Raw genomic sequence first — 23,974 nt, forward strand, 5'->3', positions numbered from 1 at the left:
CGCGGCTTGCGCAGGGCGATAGTCGCGCTCGCACGTCGCCTGGCGGTCGTCATGCACCGCATGTGGCTGGACAACAGCGAGTTCCACTGGACGCGGGAAACCATGGCGTCAGCCGTGTGACAAAAGGCCGGGAAGAAGAGGTAGAGAGTTCCGCCCAGCGCGGAAGCACGTCCTTCGCGGGACGAAGGATGAGGTGAGTTCGCGATCATGGGCGCACCGGTCATGTCATGCTGGCCAGGACGCGAATCAGATTGTTCCGCCTTATTCTCTGAATCCCATCAAGGGAGGGCCAATGGGCCGATCCCGGAGAGAAGCACGAACCCGCGAATGATGTCAGAAGCTGGTAAGGCAGAAAATGACAAAAGCGCTTGACCCCAAGCCGCCGAATAGAGAAGCCATGATCCGAGCTCCTATCAGCTTGGGTTGTGGTCAGGCTGCTGAGGGTAGTTGCACACCAACAGCAGCCGCTTTCAAGCGAAAAATCGTATCAGCGGTACAATATTGAAAAAGCGGCTATGGATCAACAAGAATCGTATCACGGTTACGAAATGAATGCAGTTCAGTGCAAAATGGCACGTGTCGCGTTGGGCTGGGGAACTCGAGAGTTAGCCCTAAACGCAAACGTATCTCCCGATACCATCGCGCGGTTGGAAAGAGGCGAACAGCTAAAGAATTCAACCCTCGCCGAAATTCGTGCAGTCTTCGAAGCGGCCGGGATCGAATTCATTCCAGAGAACGGTGGCGGCGCTGGTGTTCGCTTGTCACAGCGTTCCGCTGGCGCATGACAATCGGCTTTTTTGAGCCGCCGCACATGTGCGGCTAGCGGCCCAAATGGGCGCTTCAGCGCCAACAGGCGAACCAACACGTACGTCCGCAATGGGCCTGATCCCGGACCTTCGCACCGAGCTCTCACATGTCCGCTCGCGTGCTGGGTACCCTAGCAGCGGACGGTCTGCTCGGCCCCATTTCTGCCCCCTCGGACCGCGTGGGTAGTGGGAGAAATACGGCCCGATTCCATTCATCCGCTCCCGGCTGTCGCAAAAGTTATATAGCGCAAACGATGACATAGGGGTTCTCAGTTTCATCCTGTCGGGCGCAGCATTGCCGCAGTTCGCTTGCCGACAACTATTCCTGCTGGAATTGACAGGGCCAATCTTCAGGCCTCGTCAAGCCAGAAGGCAACTCGGTCCGGGCGTCTCCGCAAGCCATGTTGAGCTGCCACTGGGACAGACCCACCGAATTGGAAAGGTCGACGCCCTCGATACGGGTCAGAAAGAAAAAGGCGCGGTCAAAGTCTATCGGCGCGGTGAACGTCGCTCCTCGGAAGTCCGCCCGTGCGAGATTGGCAAACGAGAAGCGGCTGCCGCTGATATCGGCGTCATGGAACTGCGCACGCCCCAATTCTGCCTTTGTGAAATCAACATTGGTCAGATTGGCGTCCTGGAAATTCGAGCGCTGCATTTCCGCGCTCGCAAACACAGCGCCCTGCGCGTCCATACGGCTGAAGTCGGTCCTGTAGGCCTCGATTCTGTCGAACCGGGCGCCTTTGGCGGTCGAGTCGGCCAGGGAAGCACGCACAAGCGTTGCCTTCTCAAGATTTGCCGAAAGGAGATTGCTGTTCCTGAGGTCGGTCGAAGTGAAATCAACACCGAACAGGTTCGCCCCGCTCAGGTCCTGTCCTTCTAGCATGAGAAGCTTCTTGTCACACTCGTGCCAATTGACGCCAGGCGTCGCGGCTGCGTGGCAATTGTGAGCAGCAGTGGCGTTCTGCCAAGCAAACACCGTGCAAACCGCTAGAACCAAGCCGGATGCGCCGTAAGCTCTGGTTCGCCTCAAAGTCATTGTTGCTGGACCTCTGCTACTCGCCGACACTCAACCTTACCACATCTGCTGACACTCGAGCCACGGTGACCACCGCCGTCACAGTTGGCGCATTTCTCATATTCAAGCTTTGATGTTAATCAACCGATCAACCCGCGCGTAGGGCGCGATTTGCGAGCGCCTCCCCATATCATCGGCGGTCCAGCAGAGATTCATTTGTCACAGGCCAGGCGCTTCATTCCGCAGGTATGCTTGACTAAGCCGAGGAGAGCGGTCGTTCAGGATGGCGCGGTCGCGTGCCAAGATTGGCCTCCGCTCTGGACGTTTGTCTCGCTAATGAGGAGCCTGCTCGGGTGCTGATCGCCTCCGCCGGCGTCCGCTGCCGACAAGCGTGAATCCGCTTGGTTCCGCACCGATCGGTACTTCCCGACGGCGAGGTTGACCCGGCACGGGGTGCTCGTCGCGTATCCTGATTCCGCTGTCGCATGAACCCCACGACTTCGCTTAGCGAGGCCGAAGTTGATCTCTGCCATCTACCAGGTCGAACCATCAACCCCGCATATCTGTGTCGTAAGCTGACGTGCCGCGAATACCCCGTTTTCGGTAGGCGGGCTTTATGGCGGGCGCCCAACCTATTCTTGTATTTTTATTGATGTAAACAATGACTTATGGCGGTGAGGGAGGATTCGAACTCCGCGCTTGGAAGAGCGTCCTTCTCGTCTTCACCGTGCAGGCCGGTTACTCTGGGCGGCAGAGTGCCCTTCCGCGCTTCGTTTCCGATATCAGCGCCGGCAACTGACCAAGGCATAGCGGGCTCGTAACGATAAGGACGGTTCTCGCTATTTGAGGACCGCAACGGGTTGGCGAGTCTAGTCTGAGCGATCAAGCCCGCGCTCTGGACGAGGTCCCATCCTCACAGAATGTTCGCCCACCGGGCCAAACGTGACGCAACGGAACGGATGGTTCACCCGTAAGGTCTTGGGGCGATTGCGAAAGGAGACCAGCATATGACCTGCGAACGAGACGTCGGCACGTTCGAAGAGCCCGTGACCGTTTTGCTGTCCTCGGGCAAAGTCAGTGTTTCGAGCACCCGCGAAGCCGCCGAAATGCTGCTTCACCGCTGGCCCATTGGAGAAACCGGGCGCCGCATCCAGGCTCGCATGGCGTGCATGAAGGTGCTCGGCGGCGGCAGCGCACCGGAGATAGCGCGCGTGGCATTTCTCAACGCCGCCAAGGAAGCGAAAATCCTGACTGCTTGACATCTCGTCAACGCGTGCCCCCACCACTGTCCATCGTGCATCACTCTTGCAGCGGCCGTTACATTTGTGCAAACATCGTGCGTCGATCATGCGGAGACGCCGAATGCTTGCGCGAGAAGGCTGGAGCCGCGGATCTGCACTCTACGTCGACCCGCGAGTTGACGCGCTCTGTGGCGAATTCCACGTAGAGATCGTCCCCAAGGGCCGCTATCCGAAAGAAGGCCAGACGCGCGCCGTCGGCTCCATCCGCCGGCTGATCGACAATCATGGCGCTGAGCATGCACGGTTGGTCCTGTGTGTCCTGGCTGAGGGCCGCGGCGAACCACGCGCTCACCGAAGAAAGCAGCCTGACGCCGTCTCTGACTTGCTGCTGGCCGGTCCGGACCTAGTGGAGCAGGGCATGGCCGCCGTGCTCGAGGTTTTCGACGCGATCCCGCTCGGCGCATACATGGCGATCGTCAATGAGCTGCGCGGCCGCGTTCATCAGGGGCATGCGCTAGCTGGGATCCTTACCGGCGCCTCCGGGAGAGCTCGCTAACGCAAGGAGACTATTCGGTCCCGGATGGCCAAGGCGGACGCCAACGAGGCTGAAAAGGGCCGGCAGGGCTTCACCAAGCGCCAGCGCAGCCGCGAGGAACTGATCGCACTCGGCAAGAGGATGCTCGCGGTCAAGGCGTCAGTGCCTCATGGCGAGTTCGGACTATGGCTGCGCGATCAACCTATCCCGTACGATTTGGCTTTGCAGGCGATGCGGCTGGCCCGCGGCTGCTGACTAGAAGCGATCGGCCGAACCAAAGAAGAGGCGCTCCCTTGTTTCGCGCCGTATCCCCATCTAGCCTGCACTATTGTCAGTTGAGGTGACGGGTATGAAACAGAATCAAAGCAACGCATTGGCCATCGGGCTTTTGATATCGAGCATATCTCTGGCAGGGTGCACTACAGTCTCAAATAGCGGTGCGGATGGTCGACGCCGCCGTCAGGCACCTATACGGATACTGTCGTTGTGACGGTCACCTTTTGAGATAGGGATGTCCTAGATTAGACTGAACCAGGCGCATAAGCGTCGGAGGCGTAGCCGTCGAAAACGAACTCGTGTTTGAGGTTCCGGTCCGCGGAACAGCAGTTATCCAGAAATGGAACTGACTTTGAACTGTTTCGCTTGCCCGGTTGACAATCGAGGGGTCCCGTTCGGCGATCACCAAGCCTTTAAACTGCACGAGCTGTAAGCCCGTCCGTAAAGCACCCTTACCTTTAGTCGTAATACACGACACGGTCCCGTCCTTCCGACTTGGCGCGGAAGAGCGCCAGATCGGCCGCCTTGATGAGGTCATTTGGCGTGTGGGTCTCATCAGGCACCATGGTTGCAACACCGACGCTGATTGTCACCCGCTCAGAACCGTGTGGAATGCTCAAGGCTCGCACGCTCTGCACGAGCCGCTCGGCCATAGCGCCCGACTGCGCCTGCAAAATATCGACCACCACCACGACGAACTCTTCGCCGCCGTAGCGCGCCGCGAGATCGGTCGAGCGGTTGCAACTGCTTTGGATTACACTGGCGACCTGCTTCAGCACCTCGTCGCCTGCCATGTGGCCATAGGTGTCGTTGTAGCGCTTGAAGTGATCGGCATCGATCATAAACAACGACAGCGGGCTCTTCGTGCGGACCGCGCGCTTCCATTCCGCCGCGAGATATTCATCGAAGTAGCGCCGGTTTCCCAGACCTGTGAGACCGTCAATCCGTGTGAGACGTTCCAGCTCGAGATTCGCACGCATTAATTGCCGCTGGCTTTCTCGCAGGGCCCTGTATGCCTCCTCTCGCTGAACGTGGTCAAGATAGGCCCGGGAGTGATAACGGACACGAGCGACCAACTCGATACGGTCCGGCAGTTTGACCAAATAGTCGTTCGCTCCGGCCTCGAATGCCTCGCCCTTGATGGCCGGATCTTCTTTACTTGACAGCACGATGACGGGGACAGAATGCGTCGAGGAATTCTTTCGGTATTGCCGTACCAAGTCCAGCCCATCAACGCCCGGCATGACAAGATCCTGCAGGATGACCGTTGGCTTCACTTCGTCGGCAACTGTAGTCGCTTTGAGCGGATCGGTGCAGAAGTGGAAATCTATGTCCGGCTGGTTTGCGAGCGCGCGCCGGACCGCTTCACAGATCATTATCTGGTCGTCCACCAGCAGAACCATTGACGAGTAATTGTCTGCCAGGGGTGAGACGAGATTGGATTTGCCCGTCATAGAATAACCTTTCAGCAAGATCGGCCGCACGCCTCGATTAGGCGCGGGGCGATTGAGTCAAGCGGTAGGATCTCGACAGCGGCACCGATGGCAGCGGCGGCTTTGGGCATCCCATAGACCGCACTCGACGCGCTGTCTTGAGCGATTGTCAAATGCCCTTTGTCGCGTAGCAGCTTGAGCCCTTGGGCACCATCTCTACCCATGCCCGTGAGCAAGACACCGATCACGACACCCGGCCACCACTGCGCGGCGCTCTCAAGGAATACATCTACGGAGGGACGGTAGACGTTGTCGTGCGGCTTCGGGGTATAGCCGAGCTTGTGGGCTGACTTGAAGACGAGATGATCAGCCGTGGCCGCAATTAGAACGGTGCCGGCCTCGGGCTCATCTCCTTCGCGTGCCGGACGGATTGGAAGTGCCGCATGCTGGCCGAGCCAGTTTGCAAAACCGGGTACGAACTGCGCATCGAGATGCTGTACGAGAACTATTGCGGCCGTGAAATTGCTCGGAAATGCGCCGAGGATCGCGGCAACAGCTGCGGGCCCGCCCGCAGACGCGCCGATGGCAATAAGGTGCTGTGCCGATGACACAGACGGGGGCAATGTCCGTGTGCCCCAATTTGAAGACGGCGCGTCACGTACGAGTTTGCTGATCGTCGTTATCTTCTTGATGAGAAGCTGTGCGGACCGTCCGGACCCCGGGCCGTCAGAGCCGATCGAGGGGATGTCGACCGCGTCAAGCGCGCCATACCCCATTGCTTCATAGACACCAGGAATGTTGGCCTCAATGCTCGCCGTGACCAGCAGAATCAGGCATGGCGTCTTCGCCATGATCCTGCGCGTAGCCTCGACGCCATCCATTTCCGGCATCACCAGGTCCATGAGGATCAGGTCCGGGAGGTCTCGTTGGCAGGCCTCTACTGCCTCACGCCCGTTAACGGCGATCCAGGCCACCTGATGTTCCGGGGTTGATACAACCAATCGCCGCAGAAGCTCGACCGCAAGAGGCATATCGTTGACGATAGCGATCCTCATTGATGGATACACACGCTGCGCCTCATTCTGTCGCCTGGCCGATCAGGTCGACGACTGCATGGAGCAGTGTCTCGTCGTGGAAACTCCCTTTAGTCAGGTAGTAGTCCGCGCCGGCGTCCAGACCTCGCCTGCGATCGTCTTCGCGATCTTTGTACGACACGATCATGATCGGGGTGTTCCCGAGCCGGCTGTCCTTCTTCATCAAGGTCACCAGTTCGATGCCGTCCATGCGCGGCATATCAACATCGGTGATAACAAGATCGAATGGTTCAGACCGTATGGCGTTCCATCCATCCATACCATCAATCGCCACCTCGACCTCATAGCCGTTATTGTCCAGCAGCTTGCGTTCGAGCTCACGTACCGTCAAAGAATCGTCGACCACCAGAACGCGCTTGCGCCGCCTAAGATCGGGGCTGGTAGTACCACGCCGCAAGGTGCGTAGGCCGCCGGATGACGCGAGCTTGTCTACTGATCGGATCAGATCGTCGACATCAACGATAAGCACGGGCGAACCATCTTCCATCAACGCCGCCGCGCTGATGTCCTTGACCTTGGCAAAGCGAGGATCTAGCGGCCGGACCACCAACTCGCGCTCGCCCAGGAAGCGGTCGACAATCAACCCGTGGGTTTCACCGTGATCACCATTAATCAGAACGACTGAAAGTTCATCGGCGTCTGCTTGCGGCTCAGCGCGGTCAAGAACCTCGTGCGCGGTGACTAGTCCGATCTGTCGATCCTCGAAGCGGAAATGCGGCCGGCCTTCGAGCAGTTCGATGCGCGTGCGCGGCAACTTTATCGTGCTGGCGATGCCTGCGAGCGGGAAGGCGTATGGCTCTCCGTCAATGTCGACGAGCAGCGTGCGGAGCACCGACAAGGTCAACGGCAGCTGTAGTTGAAATCGGGTTCCGAAGCCGAACTCTGAGGAGACGGTTGCGAGGCCTCGGACCTGCTTGGTCATCGCCTGTACGGCATCGAGCCCCACGCCGCGTCCGGAGATGTTGCTAACCGTCGCTTTCATCGAAAAGCCTGGCAGAAACAGAAATTCGAGCAATTCCGCTTCGGCAAGTCTGCCGACGGTCTCCTCTGTCGTCAGGCCGCGCGCCACGACCGTCTCGCGCAGCTTGTTCAGATCGATTCCCCTTCCGTCGTCCGCGACGATTATCTGCAGCAGGCCCGCATTGTGCCGTGCTTCGAGCCTGATGACACCTTCTTCAGATTTGCCGGCTGCTATACGTTCGTCGGTCGTTTCGAGCCCATGGTCGACAGCATTGCGGAGGAGATGGCCGAGTGGTGCCTCGAGTTGGTCCAGGATGTCGCGATCGATGCCAGTTGAGCCCCCGACGATGTCTAACCGCACGTTCTTCCCCAAGGTTCGGCCAAGGTCGCGCACCGTCCTTGAGTAGTGCCGGACGCCATCCTCGAAGGGGCGCATACGACTCGCCAGCGTTTCGTCATAGAGTCGGTTCGCAAGGTCAGTGGCTCTGCGGTCAATCGAGTCCAATTCGTCAAGGCGCTCTGCGAGGAACGTCTGGCTCAGCCGAAGTTTTTGCAGCGCCTCTGCCAGTGCTTGCACCGCCCGATCGTCCTTAGGAATCTCGGCCAGTGCGTCGCCTAGCACGTCGAAGGCAATGGCCAGATCCGACTGAATCCGTTTCAGTCGAAGTAGGCCGCCCGTAAACGGCCTGAGGCGACGAGCCTCCATCAGGGACTCACCGGCAAGCCCTAGTAAGCGGTTTAGACTATCGGCCGTTACCCGCACCATACGGTCGGAACCGACGCCGCCATAAGGTTGAAGAAGTGGTTCCGATCGAGCGAGGACGCTCGTCTCCTTCGCCGAAGAGGCCCACGGCGCCTCCTGCGGGGCAGCATTTGAGCCGGCGAGCTCCGTCTCTGATGCTGTCGATGGGGAGGATGCCTGCTCAAGCGCCAGCAGAAAACCGGCTATTTCCAGTTTGGCGCTCTCATCGGCCGAGGCAGGCTCACTCGCTATGGATCCGAGGAGATCGACGCCTTTCAAAAGTGTATCGATGTGCTCGCGACTCAGGCTGAGACGCCCCCGCTGTGCGGCGACCAGGCACTCTTCCATCGCGTGCGCAACTTCCACCGCCGGCGTCAGATCGACGATCCGGGCCGCCCCCTTCAGCGAATGGGCAGCCCGCATGCAAGCGTCGAGACTCTGGGCGGACACGGGATCGCGTTCGAGCGCTAGCAGACCGGACGTCAGGGCCTGCGACTGCGTCTCCAATTCGGCCCGAAAGAGGTCGAGCATCGAAAATTGGCTGTAGTCCGCGCCGCTCATGCGATAGCTCGATCGAGCATGGCCAGCAGCAGCGCCTCGTCCAGACAACCGACCGCGCCCCTTCGCCACGAGACCATGGCTGCCGTCATGGTCGAGGACGCCTTGCCAACGGTAGCAGGCACGGCAAGCTTGTCGCTCTGTTTGAATCGATAAATGCCGTGCATTTCGTCCACAGCAAAAGCAACGCGCTTGTCGCTGTTGCCGACGACGATAAGACGCGGAAATGCCTTGGTCCGCGTGTCCTGTACCCGCGTTTTGCGGTCGTCTACTCCGAGCAGTTTGGCCAACGAAACGCAAACCAGCAATTCGCCTCGAACATTGACGATGCCGAGAACCGCACTGTTCCTGCGGTGTGGCAGCGAATGAATGCTACGCAGCTCGGCCACTTCTTGGAAGCAGCCAACCGGAAGCGCCAGCCATTCCTCGCCGAGACGAAAGACAACGACCGTCTGAAATGCACTGCCCTCGGCATTCCCGACTGGTTCATCGGTCCTTGCCTGGGCAAAATGTCGGGCCCACTCGTCCCGATAGCCGGGCGGCAGCGGACGGTTCAGGAGGTTCCGTGCGATTTCCTTATAGGTCGGGCAGTTCCGGCAGTGGAGATGCTGCTCCAGTTCAGGGCACGATCTGTCACCACGAATGCCTATTTGCCGCCAGCAGTCGCCGATGGCGATGTCCGGCACCGATGATGCGCTACCGGGCTCAGCTGACGTCAAGTGCCGCTCCTTTTCCCAATCCGACCGAGCCGCCCGGTGAGTGCCTCGGCACCGGCGATGTCACCCTGCTTGCGAAGCAGCAGCGCAAGATGCGCGAGGGCTTCTTGATGGCGGGGTTCGAGATAGAGGGCCTTGCGATAGTTCTGGATCGCCTCGGAACGCGCATCTTCTGCATCCTGAGCTAGCCCGAGCAGATAGAAGATTTCCGGCGAGGGACCGTATTCCCCGAGATGCGTCAGCGCGAGTTCCTTTGCTTCCGCAACTCGTCCGGCATTGGCGGTGCGTTCTACAGAAGCGAGGCTTTGGGCCGCCCGCTCAGACGGGTGGACGGAGCGCTCCACTTTCGCTGCATTGCTGGAGGCCGGCCGGATCGGGCTCAGCACTTTGCTGACGTCAGAGATAGGAGCAGGGGTGGCAGGACCGAAGCGCGACTTGGAGGGGGCAACCGTCCGGGGCGCCTTAGCCGGCTCCACGTTCGTGAACGCAAATGCCATGGGTAATCGCGCTGAAGCAAAGCCGTGCAGAATCGGAAGGCCTGATTCCGCTGGACCGACGAGCAGCAGGCCATCTGGCGCGAGGAGGGTCTTCAGACAAACCAGCGCGCGATCTTGCAGGTTTCGGTTGAAATAGATCAGCAGGTTGCGGCAAAAAATAATGTCGTACGGTGCCGGCCCATACGAGGCCGCAGGATCAAACAGGTTGCCAAGCCTGAACCGGACTTGCTTCAGGACCCGCACCTCAGGCCGTAGTCCGCCTTCGGCCGCTTCGAGATAGCGCCCTCTGAATTCGAGAAAATCGCCGCGAAATGAGTTGCGCCCGTAGACCGCGCGCTCCGCGGCCGCGAGATTGCCCGTGCTCACGTCGACAGCGTCAATCTTGAAATCCTGTGCTCCGAAACCAGCATCGAACATGGCCATCGCCATCGAATAGGGCTCTTCGCCTGTCGAACATGGTAGGCTCAAGAGCATTATGGGTTGACCCGGCCGCATGCGCGCCCGTGCATGACGCGTCATTGCAGTGAAAGCTTCACGATCTCGGAAGAACCATGTCTCCGGTACGACAACCGCGTTGATCAGTTCCTGGAGCTCGGATGGGGAGCCAGCCAGCAACTGCCAATAATCTTGAAGCCCGCTGATCCGGCAGGCTGACATCCGCTCCCGGAGCGCGTGACGGATCACCGACAGACCGACAGTGCCGCTGTCCAGTCCAATCTTTTCCCTCAATAGCTGTTCGACCGCACCAAACATCATGAACTCATCGCGACCTGACGGAACAACGTTTTGCGAATGTCGTCCGATAGCAGCGCTTCGGCCCTGACCCACTGGACAAGTCCTCTATCGTCGGACGCCACGGGGCCCAAGTAGGGCGGAGTTCCCGCCTCCATCCCGGACGGCGCGAAGTCAGAAGGATCCCGCTCGAGCATATCGGTCGCTCGTTCAGCAACAAGCGCAAGCAGGTGGTTCTCACCATCCTTGGTTGGATAGCGTATCAGAACGATTCGTGTGCTCAGCACCAGCGCCGAGGGGCGGCCAAGCGCAAGCAGGCTGAGATCGATCATGGGAACGGGTAAGCCCCGGCAGTTGATTAGGCCTACTACGCCGTTCGGCGCGCCCGGCAGCGTTCTCACGCCAATGTAAGGCAGGACCTCTTCAACCTGCTCCATGTCCAGCACATACCGGTCGCCACCTATACAGAACCCGAGGAATAGCATAGTCGTCCTAGCTCGCAGGCACCTCTCGTAGCGCCCGCAGTTTGAAACGGGAAATGCTGCTGCGTAACCCGCCCGAAACCTGATTGAGTTCGTCGATCGCGAGCGTGGATTGCTGGAGGGATTCAACCGTTTGCTGAGCGGCTTCGCTCAATTGTATCAGCGTCTCACTGATCTGCGCTGCGCCCGTTGCCTGGGCCTGCATTCCTTCATTGGCGACTTCGAAGCGTGGTACCAGGCCCTGGACCTGCTGAATAATCTCGTAGAGTTGGCCGCCGACCTGCTGCACATCTTGCATGCCACGTCGGACCTCCTCGGAGAATTTGTCCATGCCCATGACGCCGGCTGCGACGGCGGATTGAATTTCCTTGACCATCTGCTCGATGTCGTATGTCGAGACGGCGGTTTGGTCGGCAAGCCGCCGGATCTCCGTTGCCACGACCGCAAAGCCTCGCCCATATTGCCCCGCCTTTTCAGCCTCGATTGCGGCGTTTAGCGAAAGAAGGTTGGTCTGGTCGGCAACCTTGGTGATCGTGGTCACCACCTGATTGATATTGCCGGCCTTATCGCTCAGGATCGCAAGTTTGGAATTAATCGCGGTGGCGGCTTCCATGACGTGCTGCATGGTTGCCTCCATGCGTGCCAGCCCTGCTTGTCCGCCGGTGGCGAGCGTGGCGGTTTGCTCGGCGACCGCAGAAACTTCGCTCATCGTTCGTACGAGCTCATTGGAGGTTGCCGAGATTTCCTTCGCGGTCGCTCGGATTTCGGTCGTAGTGGCCGCGATCTCATTTGCGGTTGCCTGCTGTTCCTTTGAGGTGGCGGCCACCTCGGTTATCGATGTGTTGACTTGAATGCTGGATTTCTGAACCTGGCCTATCAGCGTGGTGAGATCATCGGCCATGGTGTTGAAGCCCTCAGCCAGCGTGTCAAACTCGTCCTTGCGCTTCAAATCGAGGCGCCCGCTGAAGTCGCCCAGGCGCATTACACGGACGAGATCGAGCAATCGGCCAAGCGGGACACTAACGGCACGGAATAGAAGATAGCCGCACAAAAGGGCCAAACCGAGTGCTACGAGGAACCCGGCAATCAGGCCCAACTTCGCTGTGCGGACGATCGAACCTATCTTTTGGGTCGAGCTGTTTGCCTCTCCTCTATGGTCCTCGACCATGGCTTGCAGAGCCGATTGCAATTTCCGAAAGATCGGCTCCACATTGTTCTTGATGGCCGGGCGCTCGTTGGGGATCTCTCCCTTCGCCAACGCGGCACGACTGGCATCCAGTACGGCGGCTTCGGCTTGGCGGAATTGATCGGCGAGGTCCTTGACGACAGCGTAGTTCTGCTTGTCCAAATCGGACTCAATGGTCTCTTCATACTCGTCCATCGACCGTTGCAGGGCGTCGCGGTTCGCCTTGATGGTAGCCTCGAAAGCCCGCTTGTCGGCAGGATTGTCCTGAAGAGCATATTCCTGGAGAAGACTATGGGCATCCATCTGTCCCATCATGATCTGGGTGCTGTGATAGAGGTCCGGAAGAGTTTCCTTTTCCACGCTGGTCGCTTCTTGCTCCGTCTGGAGAAACCAAACGTATGTAATGATGGCCATAACCGACATGACAACCAGAACGGCCGCGAAACTGGCGAGTATGCGGCGGCGTATCGTCAAGCTGTTCATCGGGCTCAGTTCCGCCAGGGCGCTAATTCATTTGTTGGCACGACTAGCCCAGCACCGCGTTGCGACTATGCCGAACAGGCGAGATTCATTCGAATCGCGGAATCTAATGTTGGAAACGTTTCTTTTCCGTTCACGTCGCGCCCACAAGCCGCCTGCGAACGGCATGTACGCGTCCAAACCAATGGCCGATCGCATCGGCCGCAACTGGAAAGTATCTCCAACATCGAGCGTGGCAACCAACTCCCTCCATTGAAACGCTCGTGAGTCGCGCGTGTTCTCAGCGACGGATTGCTTCGAAGGCCTGGAAAGGGGGCGCGCTGTTTCGCGCGAGAGCGCACATAGCTCGAGGTGGAACTCCTGGAAGCGCCGTGCAATTGGCGCCTAGGCTTGTCAAAGTGGAGCGCGTGCAGGTGAGGCCTGCTTGCCGTGCACGCTTTGCGCTGGCGCAAATCTGATTTCATTTGTCGCGGCTATGGCCGTTAGCCCATCCACGAGGGCGAAACACTCGCAAAGTCAATCATCGAGACTGGAAACGCTAACCCGATACGCGACTGGCGCCGCCGGTTGAAGAGAGGGCCAGCGACCAGCAGCGTGCGCGCCGAGTGCGGCCGCGGGAACTTGTGCCGGCCGCGCCAAGGAGCGGATATATCAAATGGAGCGCAATTCTTAGCCATTCCTTCATCCATCTTTCGTTAAATACCCCATGGAAATGGGGCGCCCCATATCGAGGCGGTTGGTTCGGTGTTTGCGACGAGGCGTCGGGACGAGCGGCAACGTTGCTACTATTTTTGCCCTATCTTTGCCGATTGTCGTCGGCGCAGCGGGTCTCGGTATCGAGACCTCCTACTGGTATTTTAGCAGCCTGAAATTACAGGCGGTGGCGGATGCGGCAGCCTATGCTGGCGCTTTGGAAAAGGTTTCGGGATCTGACAAGCCAACGATAGTCGCCGCCGCGACACTGTCAGCGACGACGAACGGCTGGGACCCGTCAACAGGCACAATCGAAATCTTCACTCCCCCGTCCTCTGGCCCGAATGTCGCCCAAAAGGCCGTCGAGGTCATCGTTCATCAGACCCTCAATCGGTTTTTCACATCGATATTCACGCAAAACGCGATCGGCGCACGGGCAAGAGCGGTGGCTTTTATCACTGACGCCTCAAAGGCCTGCGCTTTGTCGCTCAATCGTTCCGCCCCGAGAGCGGCGCTGTTTTCCGGCAGTTCGACCATAAAAATGACGGGCTGCTCCGTCATGTCCAATTCCATTGCCGCCGATGCGATCAAGCTTCAGGGATCGGCAAACCTTCAGGCCGACTGCCTGATATCGGCTGGCGGTGTTTCGTTGAACAACCCCGTGACGACTGTTTGCGCCAGCCCGATAACCCAGGCCTTACCCGCTGGTGATCCCTTTGCCGACCTGCTGGCGCCACCAGCCACAACCTCCTGTCAAAACTCGAAATTGTCGACCCTGAACCCCGGGACATACTGCAGCGGGCTGAGCTTGAGCGGCAATGTTGCGCTCGCGCCCGGCGTGTACGTCATTCAAGGCGGTGATTTCAAGGCGAACGCGAACGCCAATATTTCCGGCGACGGAGTCATCATTTATCTGGCCGGCAGCTCCGGCGTCAGCATGAACGGCAACGCCACCGTCAAGCTTAGCGCACCGACGTCGGGCACGTATTCCGGTGTGCTGTTTTACGGCAACAGGGCTAACCTGGCAGGATCGAACACGTTCAACGGCACGGCGGACTCGCTTTTGACCGGCGCTTTGTATTTTCCAACACAGGATGTCAATTTTCTGGGCAATTTCTCTGGCAAAGGTGGTTGCACGCAGGTCGTCGCCAGTACCTTGCAGTGGTCCGGCAACACGAGCATCAGCCAGGATTGCACGAGCCTCGGAATGCGCGACATTCCGGCGACGCAATCCGTTCGGCTTGTGGAGTAATCTTCGTGGAACGGCGATCCGTCCGGATGTTCCGGAGCGATTCGGGTGTTGCTGCGGTAGAGTTTGCGCTGATTGTGCCGATCCTTTGCCTGGTACTTCTTGGCGTTATTAACGGCTGGTCTTTCGTATCAAGCGCGTTGTCGATGCGTGCAGGCGTCAAAACGGCGGCGAACCTCGTGATGCAAGGCGCGGCCGACGACGCGGCTACCCAAGCCGTCGCCCTTTCGAGCTGGGAAAATCATCCCGATGACGCGCAGGTGACGCTGAGCCGGAAATATATGTGCGGGATCACCGTGGTCGATCCATCTGTCCTGTGCGACAGTTTGAAAGCTCCCGCGGTTTTCGTCGAAATACAGGCGACAGCCACCTGGTTCCCGCCCTTCAGTTTTGGCGATTTTTCCCTCTCGCGCGGGATCAGCCACAAACAGGTGATTCGTGTCCGCTAAAGCGGGAGCCTTCATACGTGGGGTATCAGGCGGAGCCGCATTGGAGTTCGCGCTGATCGCGCCTATTCTGATAACGCTTTTGATCGGCATCTTCGCATTCGGCTGGGCTCTGAATGCCATGTCGAGTGTTCGCTATACTCTGGAAACGTCCTCACGAGCGCTGCAAATGAAGAACTCGCTGACCGAAGCCGAGATAAAAGCGATAGCCACGGCAAAATTGCTGAGTTTGGGATTAAGCGATGTCGACATAACAATAGCAATCGACGCCCCCAGCGGCGGCTTTCGAATGGCCCATCTGACCGCCAAATATGCGTTCGTGATTGAATTCCCGTATTTCGACCGGTATCCGATTAATTATGCGACAACCGTCACGGTTCCGTTGATTGGAACATAAGGCTCATTCTAGTCGGACGCCGCAGCTAGTTCTCCATCAAAAAACCTGCAGCGAAGCTCTTCCTTGCCGCAAGGTGCTTCACGCGGGCTTTGATCCCCGGCTTGACCCATTGTGGGGTCGCCGGCGGCCTTGGCAAGCCCTTTGGTAGGAGGCCGGCATGCTCCTGAAACGTACTTCCACAACCGATCCCGCATGTCACGCCGCCTCTGACGATAACGCTATGTTCATCAGCCAAGCTCAATTATCTGGCAGACCAAAAACTACACGAAGCGACAGACGCCGGGAATTAGGCGAAATGGCTGAAGACGAACAGAGGCGCCAACGCAGGCAGCGCGTCTTCAAGGGCGCAACAATCCTGACCGGCATGACCCATTCCGAGGTCACGTGCACGGTGCGCAACATGCATGCCGGCGGCGCCGAACTGAAGGCCTCGATCGACGCTCGCGTCCCCGACGAATTCCTGCTCTATGTGCCGACCGACGGCATCGCCTACAAGGCGGTGGTTCGTTGGCGTCGCGAAGACCGCATCGGCGTCATGTTCACCGGCACCGAGCCAAAGCCGCACTGGCACTACGGCTAAATCCCCTGAACCACACCTCGTAGCCGTATGCTGGGCGGTGATTGACCCCCGTCCTTTGGACGCCTTGTTCCTCCTCCAGAATTTCTTCGACTTAGGTGGCCGACAACCATTCTGGCGCCGACTGACTGCTCGCTTCCATTATCGGTTTGCCGACCATCGTTGGAGATTTCAGAATAGCTACTGCTCTCGCCCTCTCCACCGTCCTGATGGTTTAACGTCCTGATGGTTTAAACAGTGCTCGTGCATTTCGAGACGGTCCGAGTCGTCGCGAGGATGCGGCGCTGGTGGGGTCGCTCTGCTCGTGTGGAACTGCTCGCATTCATCACGCCTGCGTTTGTCGCGTACCTGCTCGGTATTGGGCAGGGGAATAAAGGGCGCTGTTCCCCCACAAGCAGAAAACCGGCCTTCCCCTTGCTTCGGCCTGGGGCCTGCAGCACCGACACGGCACCCGGTAGCGGGTGCCGCCTTCATCTTTTCATGCCGTCGCGAATCGTCACGTGATCGGTCCGAAAGGTGATGGTTTTGGTCCGTCGAGACGACAGCGACATTCGCCTGACTGGGAACGACAGGGTCAGAGTGCCTGTCATATCAGGGAACCTCGTGCAATTTGTCGACCAGCCCACAAAATTCCAAAAAAACGGACCGTTCGCTTTGAGGTTGAGTTGCGCCTTAGTGCTTCCCTTGTGATCTTCCTCAGCGTCCGCTGTTTTGACAGGGAGCGCATTGGTCATTCGGCCCATCGCGCTTTTCTGCGGCCCGCCGTTTCGCCCGACATCATGGAACGATATCGCCCCCCATGTATTAGAAATCCATGGACACTATGGAACCCCACGGCCACGGGATGGCGGTCGATATTTTGACATCGGAAGTTGCCAATGCCAGGCAGCGCATCCACCGGACCGAGCTCGCACTTCAACGCACTGAAGAAATGCTGGCCGAAAATCTCGCGCTGTGCAGCAGGATACGAACTGCGGTCGAGGCCGCAGACCGCTTGGTGAAGATCGATCCCCCCAGCTTTGAAGGACGTCGTGCGGGTTGAACTGGGCCGGCGGTTCATTCGTCGCGACCTTCAGGCCACCGGCACCACTCGCGCTCAAGCACGGCGGCAACCAGGTCGACAGACGGCGAGCGCGGCTCATGGTGCGCGGCCTGGTGCTCGCGAGGAATCTGTCATCGGGCATGCGCTCCACTGCCTCGAAATGCCATCGCGCGCGCGGCGTTAGCGCCAACAGAAGGAAAACGCGGGGCCTGAGGCCCCACACCCCCACTCCGTTCCGCTTCGCGGACGGATATGCTTGCTCCCTCGGTCGTGCGGCACTATCCGGTGTTGAGCCATATTGCTTTTGAGAGCGAAGGATGCGGCTGATCGCCGTCGCATAGCGGCTGATCTCGGCGTCGATCTGGGTTGGGGTAAAGCCTCGGCGTTCGAGCTTCTTCCGCTCCTGTGCAACATGCAGCGACCAGTAGCGCTGTCCGGCTTGGTAGGTGCGAGCGTTCAGCGCGGTTGGTATGCTGCGAAGACGTAACCTTGCACCTCGACTAAGGCGATCGGTCCCTTGGGAACAGTGCCGTCGGTATGGAAAGATCGCATCGGCACTGTCCTTCCAGCCCTGATTGAAGAGGCCCGTATCCGCTGCCCTGCTGTAGGTAACGAACCCCTCCCCGTTGCGGGCTCCGACTTCTTCCATCGAAGCCGTGGCAGCACCCAGTGATTCCCAAATGCGATCGACAAAGTCCTCATCTCCGGTCCTGTCGGCCGAACGGCAACTCGCGAAGCACGGCCATCTCGCCCTTGCGCGTTTCGTGCATGATCTTGCCTGGGTCCGCGTCTCCGAAGACGGAAGTCTCGGTCGATTGGTAGCGGGCGAGAAACGCCAGCACGCCACGGGCAAGCTCGGGATTGAGCCAGAGCATCTGCAAGGCGGAAATGACTCCGTCGCGACCAAAGGCGGTTGAGAACCACGGAATGCCGGCATACGGGTATGGTCCCGTCTCGAGGTCGGTTGTCAGGAGCGCGATGTCGGCACGTGTGCGGGCCAGCCAGTCATTGAACACGCGTCCGGAACTGAAACGGTGGCGCCTTGCCGGCGCTTTGAGCGAATCGCACATCGCGCTCGCGCAGCGGCGGCACGAAACCGGTCACTGGACGGAATCTCTTCGCCGTGACCGACCATCCAGATGGAGGATCCTGCGGTCACGGCTCGGCACGACAATGCGGAACTCGGCGTAACTGGAATGCACCTGATCCGGCTCCGCAATGACCGACTGGCGCGCCACATTATCAAGCCCTTCGTACCGAAATGTGACGCTTGCCTCACCAATCAGCGCGTCATGGGGCACGACCGCGATGGCTACGCGTGGTGCCGCGCACCGCGAACATGTCTCGGAAATCGGCATCGAAGTCGACACGGACCGGCAACGCAATCTCGCGCGCGAAGTAGTTGGTGAAGGTAATGCGCTCGAGCAACGGGGGGCTTCGCGCGAGCCAGTTATCCGATCTGCCGCTCAGAAATTTTTACCAAATATTCCGACCTCCTGATGGAACCCATTCGTTGCGGGCGAGTTGCGGCTCATTGGGACGGACTTCCCGAACATGACAACCAGCAACAAAGCAGACCATCAGTCTGTCTCCGAAGCGTTTCGGAAACTGATCCGTTCCGAAGGCTATCGTCATAACGTACAAACGTTCTTAAATCTGGGGGTCGAACCAGAACTGCCGCCAACCCTACAGTCATTACTTGCGGCTATTGATCGGGCCAAACAGGCCCCGACGGAAGAAGGTCCCTAGCCGGCTGGGTGAGCGTCAAAGCGGAAGAGTACAGAGGCTCGCTGCGTGCTTGTTCTCTAATCCCCTCTTGGAAATTTCCTACAAACATTCCCTTGATTTTTCCCGACAGAGGGTCATGAATGTTCCGCGTGGGTTCTCGCTGAGGTGGGAGGCCTGGTATGAACGTTTGGACGAACTGCCGACCCATCAAAGTGACTGCCAATGAGCTTGTTGAAGAGCTGATTTTACGAGCCCGGCGCGGCCAAATCATCATCTCCGTCAAAGAGACTATCGCAGCGGTGCGCCGAGACGGCCCGCATCTGGCGGAAAGTGACTGCGAGCTGGTGGAGCTTATTGTCGATCTTGCCCCAACCTTTGGCATGTTCGTCGCGTTCGACCTTCGCGAATAGCCTGATGGCAGGTTCTTCCCTCCGGTATACGTCGGGACGATTCGACCCAAGGTTGTGGACGAAAGGCGGATCGAAGCGCTTTATGGTCGGAGGGGGTCTGCGCGCGAGCCAATTATCCGATCACCGATCAGAAACTCGAGCTAAAAATTGCTGACTGTTGCGGCCTAGCACCGTGCCAATTCGTACGATTCGTACATGGCGTTGATGTCGGTCAGGAAGTGAGTAGATTCCCCTTCGGCGTGTCCCTGGGGAGGGCCGGATGAGCGTCGCGCAAAGGGTCGGTCCGCTTCTAGAGCAAGCAATCACTGTACTCCTCAACAGGGCGGACCGTCGCGACACGGTCTCGATCAAAGCGGCACTACGCGAAGCTCGGGAGGCTGCGCCTTATTTGGTGGCCTCCGACGAAGAACTGACCGAGGCGATCCTCGAGGCAGCAACTGCCATGGGCCTCTGCGTGCCTTTCGACGGTCGCGAATAGCTGTCAGCCAGCTTCGCTTGTCGTGACCTGGCAATGGCGACCGTGTGCTGCCATTCATTCTCGACATTCCCGCCTTGGCGTGACAGCCCTCACATTAACGCTCTCGCCGAGGACGAATAAGCATCGGATGCCGCAGATTTCCGAATGGTCCTTTGAGGCGATCGCCGCAATGGCTAGACCGACAACAAGCGAAATGACTAGGGCGACACCCACCGGAAGATGATGCATACCGGCTTCGTACCGACCGCTCGGATAAACGTCGATGGACGTTTGGAAACACCCGTCACGGACTCAGACCATCCCTAACAAATGGTTAGCCGTCCTCATCGCTGAGCCGGTTTATAGACAGGAAACCCGCTAGCCGCCCTAAGGCCCCTTCATGGCTCGCCACTGGTTCAACCCTCCGGTCCCCGTCAAGACCGAGCGTCCCGGGATCATTCGCAACGTCAACAACGCCGAGACAGCCGGCGAGGAGCTGATGAAGTGGACCAAGCGTGGCCCTTGCTGGGATCTCGCGGTGCGCGTTTGCATGGCCGTGATTTTCGACGAGATGGAACCTGAGGAGGCCCGCAAGGCATTCCTGGCTGCTGCAAAAGAGGAGGGGACATTACTCCCCCCAATGACAAGTAGCTAACTTGAGTTGCGGTAAAGGTTCTCTGACCAACACCGCCTTCGCGAAAGGAGCCCGCCGCCCGTGAGAAAGGCGACGGACCCCCCCACAGCGGCTGCACATCCACGAAGAATCCCGCTGCAAGCTCTAAACCCGCGAGGGCCTACATCGTTCCTTAGCTGCGGCTAAAGCGGGGTTGGTCAGCGGGCTCTTGGCGCTCTAAGTTCCCCCTTATGGGTCCTCTCTGGTTCTCTCCCCCGGTCTACGTGAAGACGAAACGTCCGGGCATTCGCAATGGGGTCAGCCACGTCGAGGGAGCCGCCGAGGAACTCATGGGGTGGGACACAAAGGGCCCGAAGTGGACCAAGGCGGTCCAATCCTGCGTCGATGCGTTCCAGGGCAGCGCCTCCCCCCAAGAGGTGCGTGAAGCCTTTGAGGCGGCTGCCAAGGAGGCCAACGTGTATCTCTCCCCTGAGTAGGAGGTATCATGGCGCCCATCTGGTTCGTCCCTCCGGTGTTCGTGAAGACTGAAACCGGTGTCAGGCATGGCTGCAACAATGCGAAGGAAGCCCTTGAGCAGCTCAAGATGTGGACCCGGCGAGGGCCTCGCTGGCATAAGGCGGTGACCCTCTGCCTCCAAGCTCGAGGCTTTTCCCTTCACCCGCTACGGACCGCGGCCGAGGCGGCGAGAAAAGAGCGGCTTCGGCAACTCAACGAGACAATGCGCTCAGACAACGGGCCGGACGGCTGGATGTCACGATGAAAGGAGAGCCCTCCACCGTGAGGCAGTGGGCGAAAACCTTGCATTTCATCACGTTTGCACCTCCCTCGACTTGAGCCATCACAAATGCTCTGATCCTCCTTCCTTGGGAGGGGGCAACCATGTTTCGACTCGTCGCCGCTGCGGCGATTGCCGGCATTCTGATGCTGACGGCGCCGATCGTCATGCGCCCGGATCCGCAATACCCTGGTCGACAATCCCGGTCGAGGGCTGCTGCAAGACGTGCTCCGCCGGCAAGGCGTGCGGCGATAGCTGCATCTCGAGGGAGAAGTTCATGAAGCGGCTTGCGCCATGAAATTGATGGCGCCGTCATTATCGAAGCGGCGATGGCGAAATTGGCATGGTGAATGTTTGCAGGCGCTTGAACCCTTGGGAGCATAGCTGTTGGAGGTCATCGATATTGTCTTTTGGTTTCAGGGTGAGATTGCGCCGGCGTTTGTCTGTCTCCAGGCCGGATACAATCAAGCGGTCTTGCGACCGTCCGGACGAACGCAGCGTCAGCGCTGCTCCGCAGCAGCGCGCTGTAGACGGCGGTCGCCAGCCAGCTTGAGGCGCAGTTGCCGCAACCACTCGCCATCCTCTCCGAGCGGATCGCAGGACAGCTACGCGATTCTGAGCACTGCCAAATCGGCCTAATTTTCCGCTGCCGAATGGACGATGAGACGCGTAAGCGAGTTTCCGGACCGGAAGCTATGCGTTGGGTTGCCCAAACGATGCAGAGGCGCTGCTGTGTTGGCGCGACACGCTCGACCGCAGGTGCGGACGGCATAAGAATTTTGGAGAGGCCCGTGGTGACTGGGGATTGCGCCGGTATTGGCGACGCGCGAAGACTGGGTCGATATCTGGGCGAAGGCAGCCCCTGCGACGCAACAACTTCATACCGGAGAATGGAGGCCGCGCTGGGAGGTTGTTGGTTAGGCTACCAACTCAAAGTGATTGTCCGGGAGAGTTCGGCGATGTCGCCATAGATCATCGAACCTGTGACGAGAAAACATTCATCACCGAGGACTTCGAAGGGTGAGCTTGACGCGGTACAAACCGGCAGGTTCTTCGAATTGGCGTACGTGCCGAGCGTCGCGGTTTCGACCTTACGGTCCTTGGCTTCGGCACAGCCGTCACTGATCGCGAGGATTGCGATAGCAATGAGAGTCGTCTTGCTCATATTTTGCCCCTGGAGCCAGCTCTTGTCGGGTAAGTCGCGCGATGCATCAAAATAGCACCGGCCCACGATCGGCTTCATCCATCGATTGGAGGAAGCAGGCTCATCCATAATTAGCAATATCTTGAGTAAGGCACCGAGCGCACCAGACTCATGGAACGGCGCGCGGAATTTCCATTCGTGACGAGGTGGCGATCCCGGCCGCCTTCGCAAACGGGTCATTCAGCACTGCGTAAACGTCTCGATTCCGAGCTATAGCTTTCCGCATTCGATCATCGATCATACCAAGGTGAAGAAGGGGCAGCAGATCGAGCTTACCGGAGAGATCACGCGCGTAGACGAGGAAGGCGGCAGGGTGACCGTCGATCTGGGACCACTGGTGACGATCGACATCGACAAGGTCAGGCTGGTCGAGAAGTACAGGACGCCAAAGCGCAAGAAGCCGCTGCGCGACATGGTGGATTAGCTCGCGGACCGCCACTTATCCACGCGACATCGGTACCACTCAAACGAATGGCAATTTTCCGTCTGAATGCGTTTAGGGTCCATGCTCGGAGACCACGCATGGGTATCGCGCGGGAGACAGTGACTCCCCGTTTCAAGGCGTCGAGATGCTACGAGCACCGAAAAGTCAGTTCCTTAGACCTAAAGATCGGGCGATCTGCCAGCGGGTTGTCGACCAGGTAACCGCCGACGCCAAATGGTACAGCACCCCGATAGACGGTCAGATTCTGGCCTCGACCACGCTGAATCTCTTTCAATCAGGGGTCGTAAACGAAACGAATTTGCTGGCACATGTTCGCGCGCGGCGCCACGACTTCACTAAACTGACAGGCTAGTTCTTCACCCTCGCGACATAGGCGCGAAATGTGGTTCTTCGTAGTCCGCCGGCCTATTGTTAAGCAGATTGAGCGCCCGCTTTATGTCCCGATGCAGATGGTCGATCGCTTCCCAATGCTCGCCAAATGGCTTGAGCGACAACTGCGCGTCGCGGAGTTCTACCGTCAGAAGCCACGCCTATCGTTCAATTTTGGCGAGGTGATATTCGGAAACGGCTTCGTGTCGGCGAGGGTGCGGCATCCCGCAAAATAGGAATATATTCCGAATGCCGTCAAGGCAAATAGACTTCGTCCTGCCCTCAGCGCCTGCTAGCCGCGGGCATTTTGGGGGAAGCATGAATCAAGTTATGTGCGTTTGTAGCCATCAGCGTTTTGTCGGGCTGCGCTACTCGCCCAGCCGACATCAAGCCCACGCTGGTTTCGTCCGCGTATACGCGGGCAAGTCCTGCAGCCAGTTGGAAGCCGAACTTTACCGAACGAGTTCCGACCTCGCGCCGATAATGGCCATACAAGACAGAACCGCCCGCCATGATGTGGACGGCGTGTTTTGGCTTGGCTTGCCGGTTGGCAGCATGATGGACAACACAGACATCAAGGTACGTGAAGCCAAGATCGGCGAGCTGAAGGGCAACATGGACGCGATCAACGCAGCCCGACGAAAGGGCGGCTGTGTTGCCGGCACTCTGTAAGCCGTTCCAACGTTGAAATTGTCGGCTTGCTTCCCGCCCTCGCGACTGCGGAGTGGTCGTTTAATCGATTGACTCGCGTAATGCACCGGCAGTTAGTCTCCTCGCCAGGGCAAAAAGAGGGGC

Annotated in this window: 27 protein-coding genes and 2 pseudogenes; 18 read left to right on the top strand and 11 right to left on the bottom strand. The window is 58.8% G+C overall.

The genetic code is table 11. The features are described 5' to 3' along the window. Both NKI58_RS13795 and NKI58_RS13800 read left to right on the top strand, forming a co-directional pair. Nucleotides 1–120: pseudogene (locus NKI58_RS13795) on the top strand (IS110 family RNA-guided transposase); the annotation flags it as partial. Between the two features lie 428 nt (nt 121–548). Beyond that, entirely contained in the window at nt 549–785 is a 237-nt protein-coding gene (locus tag NKI58_RS13800) for a helix-turn-helix domain-containing protein (protein ID WP_084641905.1), read from the top strand. A 340-nt stretch (nt 786–1,125) separates the two neighbouring features. Here NKI58_RS13800 and NKI58_RS13805 read toward each other — a convergent pair whose 3' ends face one another. Then, nucleotides 1,126–1,842 (bottom strand): pentapeptide repeat-containing protein, encoded by a 717-nt coding sequence (locus tag NKI58_RS13805; RefSeq protein WP_031213396.1) that lies wholly within the window; start codon nt 1,840–1,842, stop codon nt 1,126–1,128. Nucleotides 1,843–2,867: 1,025 nt separating this feature from the next. Here NKI58_RS13805 and NKI58_RS13810 point away from each other — a divergent pair. From NKI58_RS13810 to NKI58_RS13820, 3 genes are all read left to right on the top strand, one after another. Continuing rightward, entirely contained in the window at nt 2,868–3,080 is a 213-nt protein-coding gene (locus tag NKI58_RS13810; protein WP_352718377.1) for a DUF982 domain-containing protein, read from the top strand. 103 nt (nt 3,081–3,183) lie between these two features. Further along, nucleotides 3,184–3,618: a hypothetical protein gene (locus NKI58_RS13815; RefSeq protein WP_023680826.1), complete on the top strand. Its 435-nt coding sequence runs from the start codon at nt 3,184–3,186 to the stop codon at nt 3,616–3,618. Nucleotides 3,619–3,642: 24 nt separating this feature from the next. Then, nucleotides 3,643–3,852, top strand: coding sequence for a hypothetical protein (locus NKI58_RS13820; RefSeq protein WP_023680827.1), 210 nt, complete (start codon nt 3,643–3,645; stop codon nt 3,850–3,852). Between the two features lie 479 nt (nt 3,853–4,331). Here NKI58_RS13820 and NKI58_RS13825 read toward each other — a convergent pair whose 3' ends face one another. The 7 genes from NKI58_RS13825 to NKI58_RS13855 are packed head-to-tail and all read right to left on the bottom strand — an operon-like array spanning nt 4,332 to nt 12,756. Beyond that, nucleotides 4,332–5,327, bottom strand: coding sequence for a response regulator (locus tag NKI58_RS13825; RefSeq protein WP_031213402.1), 996 nt, complete (start codon nt 5,325–5,327; stop codon nt 4,332–4,334). 11 nt (nt 5,328–5,338) lie between these two features. After that, nucleotides 5,339–6,361, bottom strand: coding sequence for a chemotaxis response regulator protein-glutamate methylesterase (locus NKI58_RS13830; protein ID WP_023680829.1), 1,023 nt, complete (start codon nt 6,359–6,361; stop codon nt 5,339–5,341). 22 nt (nt 6,362–6,383) lie between these two features. Then, nucleotides 6,384–8,663: a hybrid sensor histidine kinase/response regulator gene (locus NKI58_RS13835; protein WP_023722961.1), complete on the bottom strand. Its 2,280-nt coding sequence runs from the start codon at nt 8,661–8,663 to the stop codon at nt 6,384–6,386. Continuing rightward, on the bottom strand, nt 8,660–9,379 hold the full coding sequence (locus NKI58_RS13840; RefSeq protein ID WP_051406275.1) for a chemotaxis protein CheW: 720 nt from the start codon (nt 9,377–9,379) through the stop codon (nt 8,660–8,662). Before NKI58_RS13840 ends, NKI58_RS13835 begins: the two co-directional genes overlap by 4 nt. Next, nucleotides 9,376–10,626 carry a CheR family methyltransferase gene (locus NKI58_RS13845; RefSeq protein WP_031213412.1) on the bottom strand — a complete coding sequence of 417 codons (1,251 nt, stop codon included), beginning with the start codon at nt 10,624–10,626 and terminating at the stop codon, nt 9,376–9,378. The genes NKI58_RS13840 and NKI58_RS13845 overlap by 4 nt, the downstream gene beginning before the upstream one ends. Next, nucleotides 10,626–11,090, bottom strand: coding sequence for a chemotaxis protein CheW (locus tag NKI58_RS13850; protein ID WP_023680840.1), 465 nt, complete (start codon nt 11,088–11,090; stop codon nt 10,626–10,628). Before NKI58_RS13850 ends, NKI58_RS13845 begins: the two co-directional genes overlap by 1 nt. A 7-nt stretch (nt 11,091–11,097) precedes the next feature. Continuing rightward, nucleotides 11,098–12,756: a methyl-accepting chemotaxis protein gene (locus NKI58_RS13855; RefSeq protein ID WP_023680839.1), complete on the bottom strand. Its 1,659-nt coding sequence runs from the start codon at nt 12,754–12,756 to the stop codon at nt 11,098–11,100. 709 nt (nt 12,757–13,465) lie between these two features. On the opposite strand from NKI58_RS13855, the gene NKI58_RS13860 reads away from it, so the two are divergent. The 5 genes from NKI58_RS13860 to NKI58_RS13880 all read left to right on the top strand — a co-directional run bounded on the left by NKI58_RS13860 (nt 13,466) and on the right by NKI58_RS13880 (nt 17,157). After that, on the top strand, nt 13,466–14,698 hold the full coding sequence (locus NKI58_RS13860) for a pilus assembly protein TadG-related protein (RefSeq protein WP_352853414.1): 1,233 nt from the start codon (nt 13,466–13,468) through the stop codon (nt 14,696–14,698). Between the two features lie 5 nt (nt 14,699–14,703). Continuing rightward, entirely contained in the window at nt 14,704–15,144 is a 441-nt protein-coding gene (locus tag NKI58_RS13865; RefSeq protein ID WP_031195389.1) for a TadE/TadG family type IV pilus assembly protein, read from the top strand. A gap of 40 nt (nt 15,145–15,184) precedes the next feature. Then, on the top strand, nt 15,185–15,538 hold the full coding sequence (locus NKI58_RS13870) for a TadE/TadG family type IV pilus assembly protein (protein ID WP_352642990.1): 354 nt from the start codon (nt 15,185–15,187) through the stop codon (nt 15,536–15,538). Between the two features lie 295 nt (nt 15,539–15,833). After that, nucleotides 15,834–16,118, top strand: a complete 285-nt coding sequence (locus NKI58_RS13875) for a PilZ domain-containing protein (RefSeq protein WP_023680838.1) — start codon at nt 15,834–15,836, stop codon at nt 16,116–16,118. An 841-nt stretch (nt 16,119–16,959) separates the two neighbouring features. Continuing rightward, nucleotides 16,960–17,157, top strand: a complete 198-nt coding sequence (locus NKI58_RS13880) for a hypothetical protein (RefSeq protein ID WP_031213410.1) — start codon at nt 16,960–16,962, stop codon at nt 17,155–17,157. 343 nt (nt 17,158–17,500) lie between these two features. Here NKI58_RS13880 and NKI58_RS13885 read toward each other — a convergent pair. Then, nucleotides 17,501–17,806: pseudogene (locus NKI58_RS13885) on the bottom strand (hypothetical protein); the annotation flags it as partial. A 49-nt stretch (nt 17,807–17,855) separates the two neighbouring features. Continuing rightward, on the bottom strand, nt 17,856–18,227 hold the full coding sequence (locus NKI58_RS13890) for a glucosidase family protein (RefSeq protein ID WP_023680939.1): 372 nt from the start codon (nt 18,225–18,227) through the stop codon (nt 17,856–17,858). 148 nt (nt 18,228–18,375) lie between these two features. Here NKI58_RS13890 and NKI58_RS35545 point away from each other — a divergent pair, with 148 nt between their 5' ends. From NKI58_RS35545 to NKI58_RS13915, 5 genes are all read left to right on the top strand, one after another. After that, complete coding sequence (locus NKI58_RS35545; protein ID WP_502898812.1) at nt 18,376–18,657, top strand: hypothetical protein; 282 nt, start codon at nt 18,376–18,378, stop codon at nt 18,655–18,657. 407 nt (nt 18,658–19,064) lie between these two features. Next, complete coding sequence (locus NKI58_RS13900) at nt 19,065–19,295, top strand: hypothetical protein (protein WP_023680941.1); 231 nt, start codon at nt 19,065–19,067, stop codon at nt 19,293–19,295. A 259-nt stretch (nt 19,296–19,554) separates the two neighbouring features. Next, nucleotides 19,555–19,773: a hypothetical protein gene (locus NKI58_RS13905; protein WP_023680942.1), complete on the top strand. Its 219-nt coding sequence runs from the start codon at nt 19,555–19,557 to the stop codon at nt 19,771–19,773. 379 nt (nt 19,774–20,152) lie between these two features. Continuing rightward, nucleotides 20,153–20,407, top strand: coding sequence for a DUF982 domain-containing protein (locus NKI58_RS13910; RefSeq protein ID WP_023680943.1), 255 nt, complete (start codon nt 20,153–20,155; stop codon nt 20,405–20,407). A 209-nt stretch (nt 20,408–20,616) separates the two neighbouring features. After that, nucleotides 20,617–20,862 carry a DUF982 domain-containing protein gene (locus NKI58_RS13915; protein WP_023679279.1) on the top strand — a complete coding sequence of 82 codons (246 nt, stop codon included), beginning with the start codon at nt 20,617–20,619 and terminating at the stop codon, nt 20,860–20,862. Nucleotides 20,863–22,083: 1,221 nt separating this feature from the next. On the opposite strand, the gene NKI58_RS13920 is transcribed toward NKI58_RS13915, so the two are convergent. Beyond that, nucleotides 22,084–22,545: a hypothetical protein gene (locus NKI58_RS13920; protein WP_348625959.1), complete on the bottom strand. Its 462-nt coding sequence runs from the start codon at nt 22,543–22,545 to the stop codon at nt 22,084–22,086. 67 nt (nt 22,546–22,612) lie between these two features. Here NKI58_RS13920 and NKI58_RS13925 point away from each other — a divergent pair, with 67 nt between their 5' ends. The 3 genes from NKI58_RS13925 (at nt 22,613) to NKI58_RS13935 (ending at nt 23,851) form a co-directional block, all read left to right on the top strand. Next, on the top strand, nt 22,613–22,789 hold the full coding sequence (locus tag NKI58_RS13925) for a hypothetical protein (RefSeq protein ID WP_023680685.1): 177 nt from the start codon (nt 22,613–22,615) through the stop codon (nt 22,787–22,789). A 401-nt stretch (nt 22,790–23,190) separates the two neighbouring features. After that, nucleotides 23,191–23,415 (top strand): hypothetical protein, encoded by a 225-nt coding sequence (locus NKI58_RS13930; RefSeq protein WP_023680684.1) that lies wholly within the window; start codon nt 23,191–23,193, stop codon nt 23,413–23,415. An 82-nt stretch (nt 23,416–23,497) separates the two neighbouring features. Next, the gene (locus tag NKI58_RS13935; RefSeq protein ID WP_156937505.1) at nt 23,498–23,851 is read left to right on the top strand and encodes a hypothetical protein; all 354 of its coding nucleotides are present in this window, start codon (nt 23,498–23,500) and stop codon (nt 23,849–23,851) included. The last annotated feature ends 123 nt before the right edge of the window (nt 23,852–23,974 follow it).

Source organism: Mesorhizobium sp. M0522 (assembly GCF_040321085.1).
Classification (GTDB): Bacteria; Pseudomonadota; Alphaproteobacteria; order Rhizobiales; family Rhizobiaceae; genus Mesorhizobium.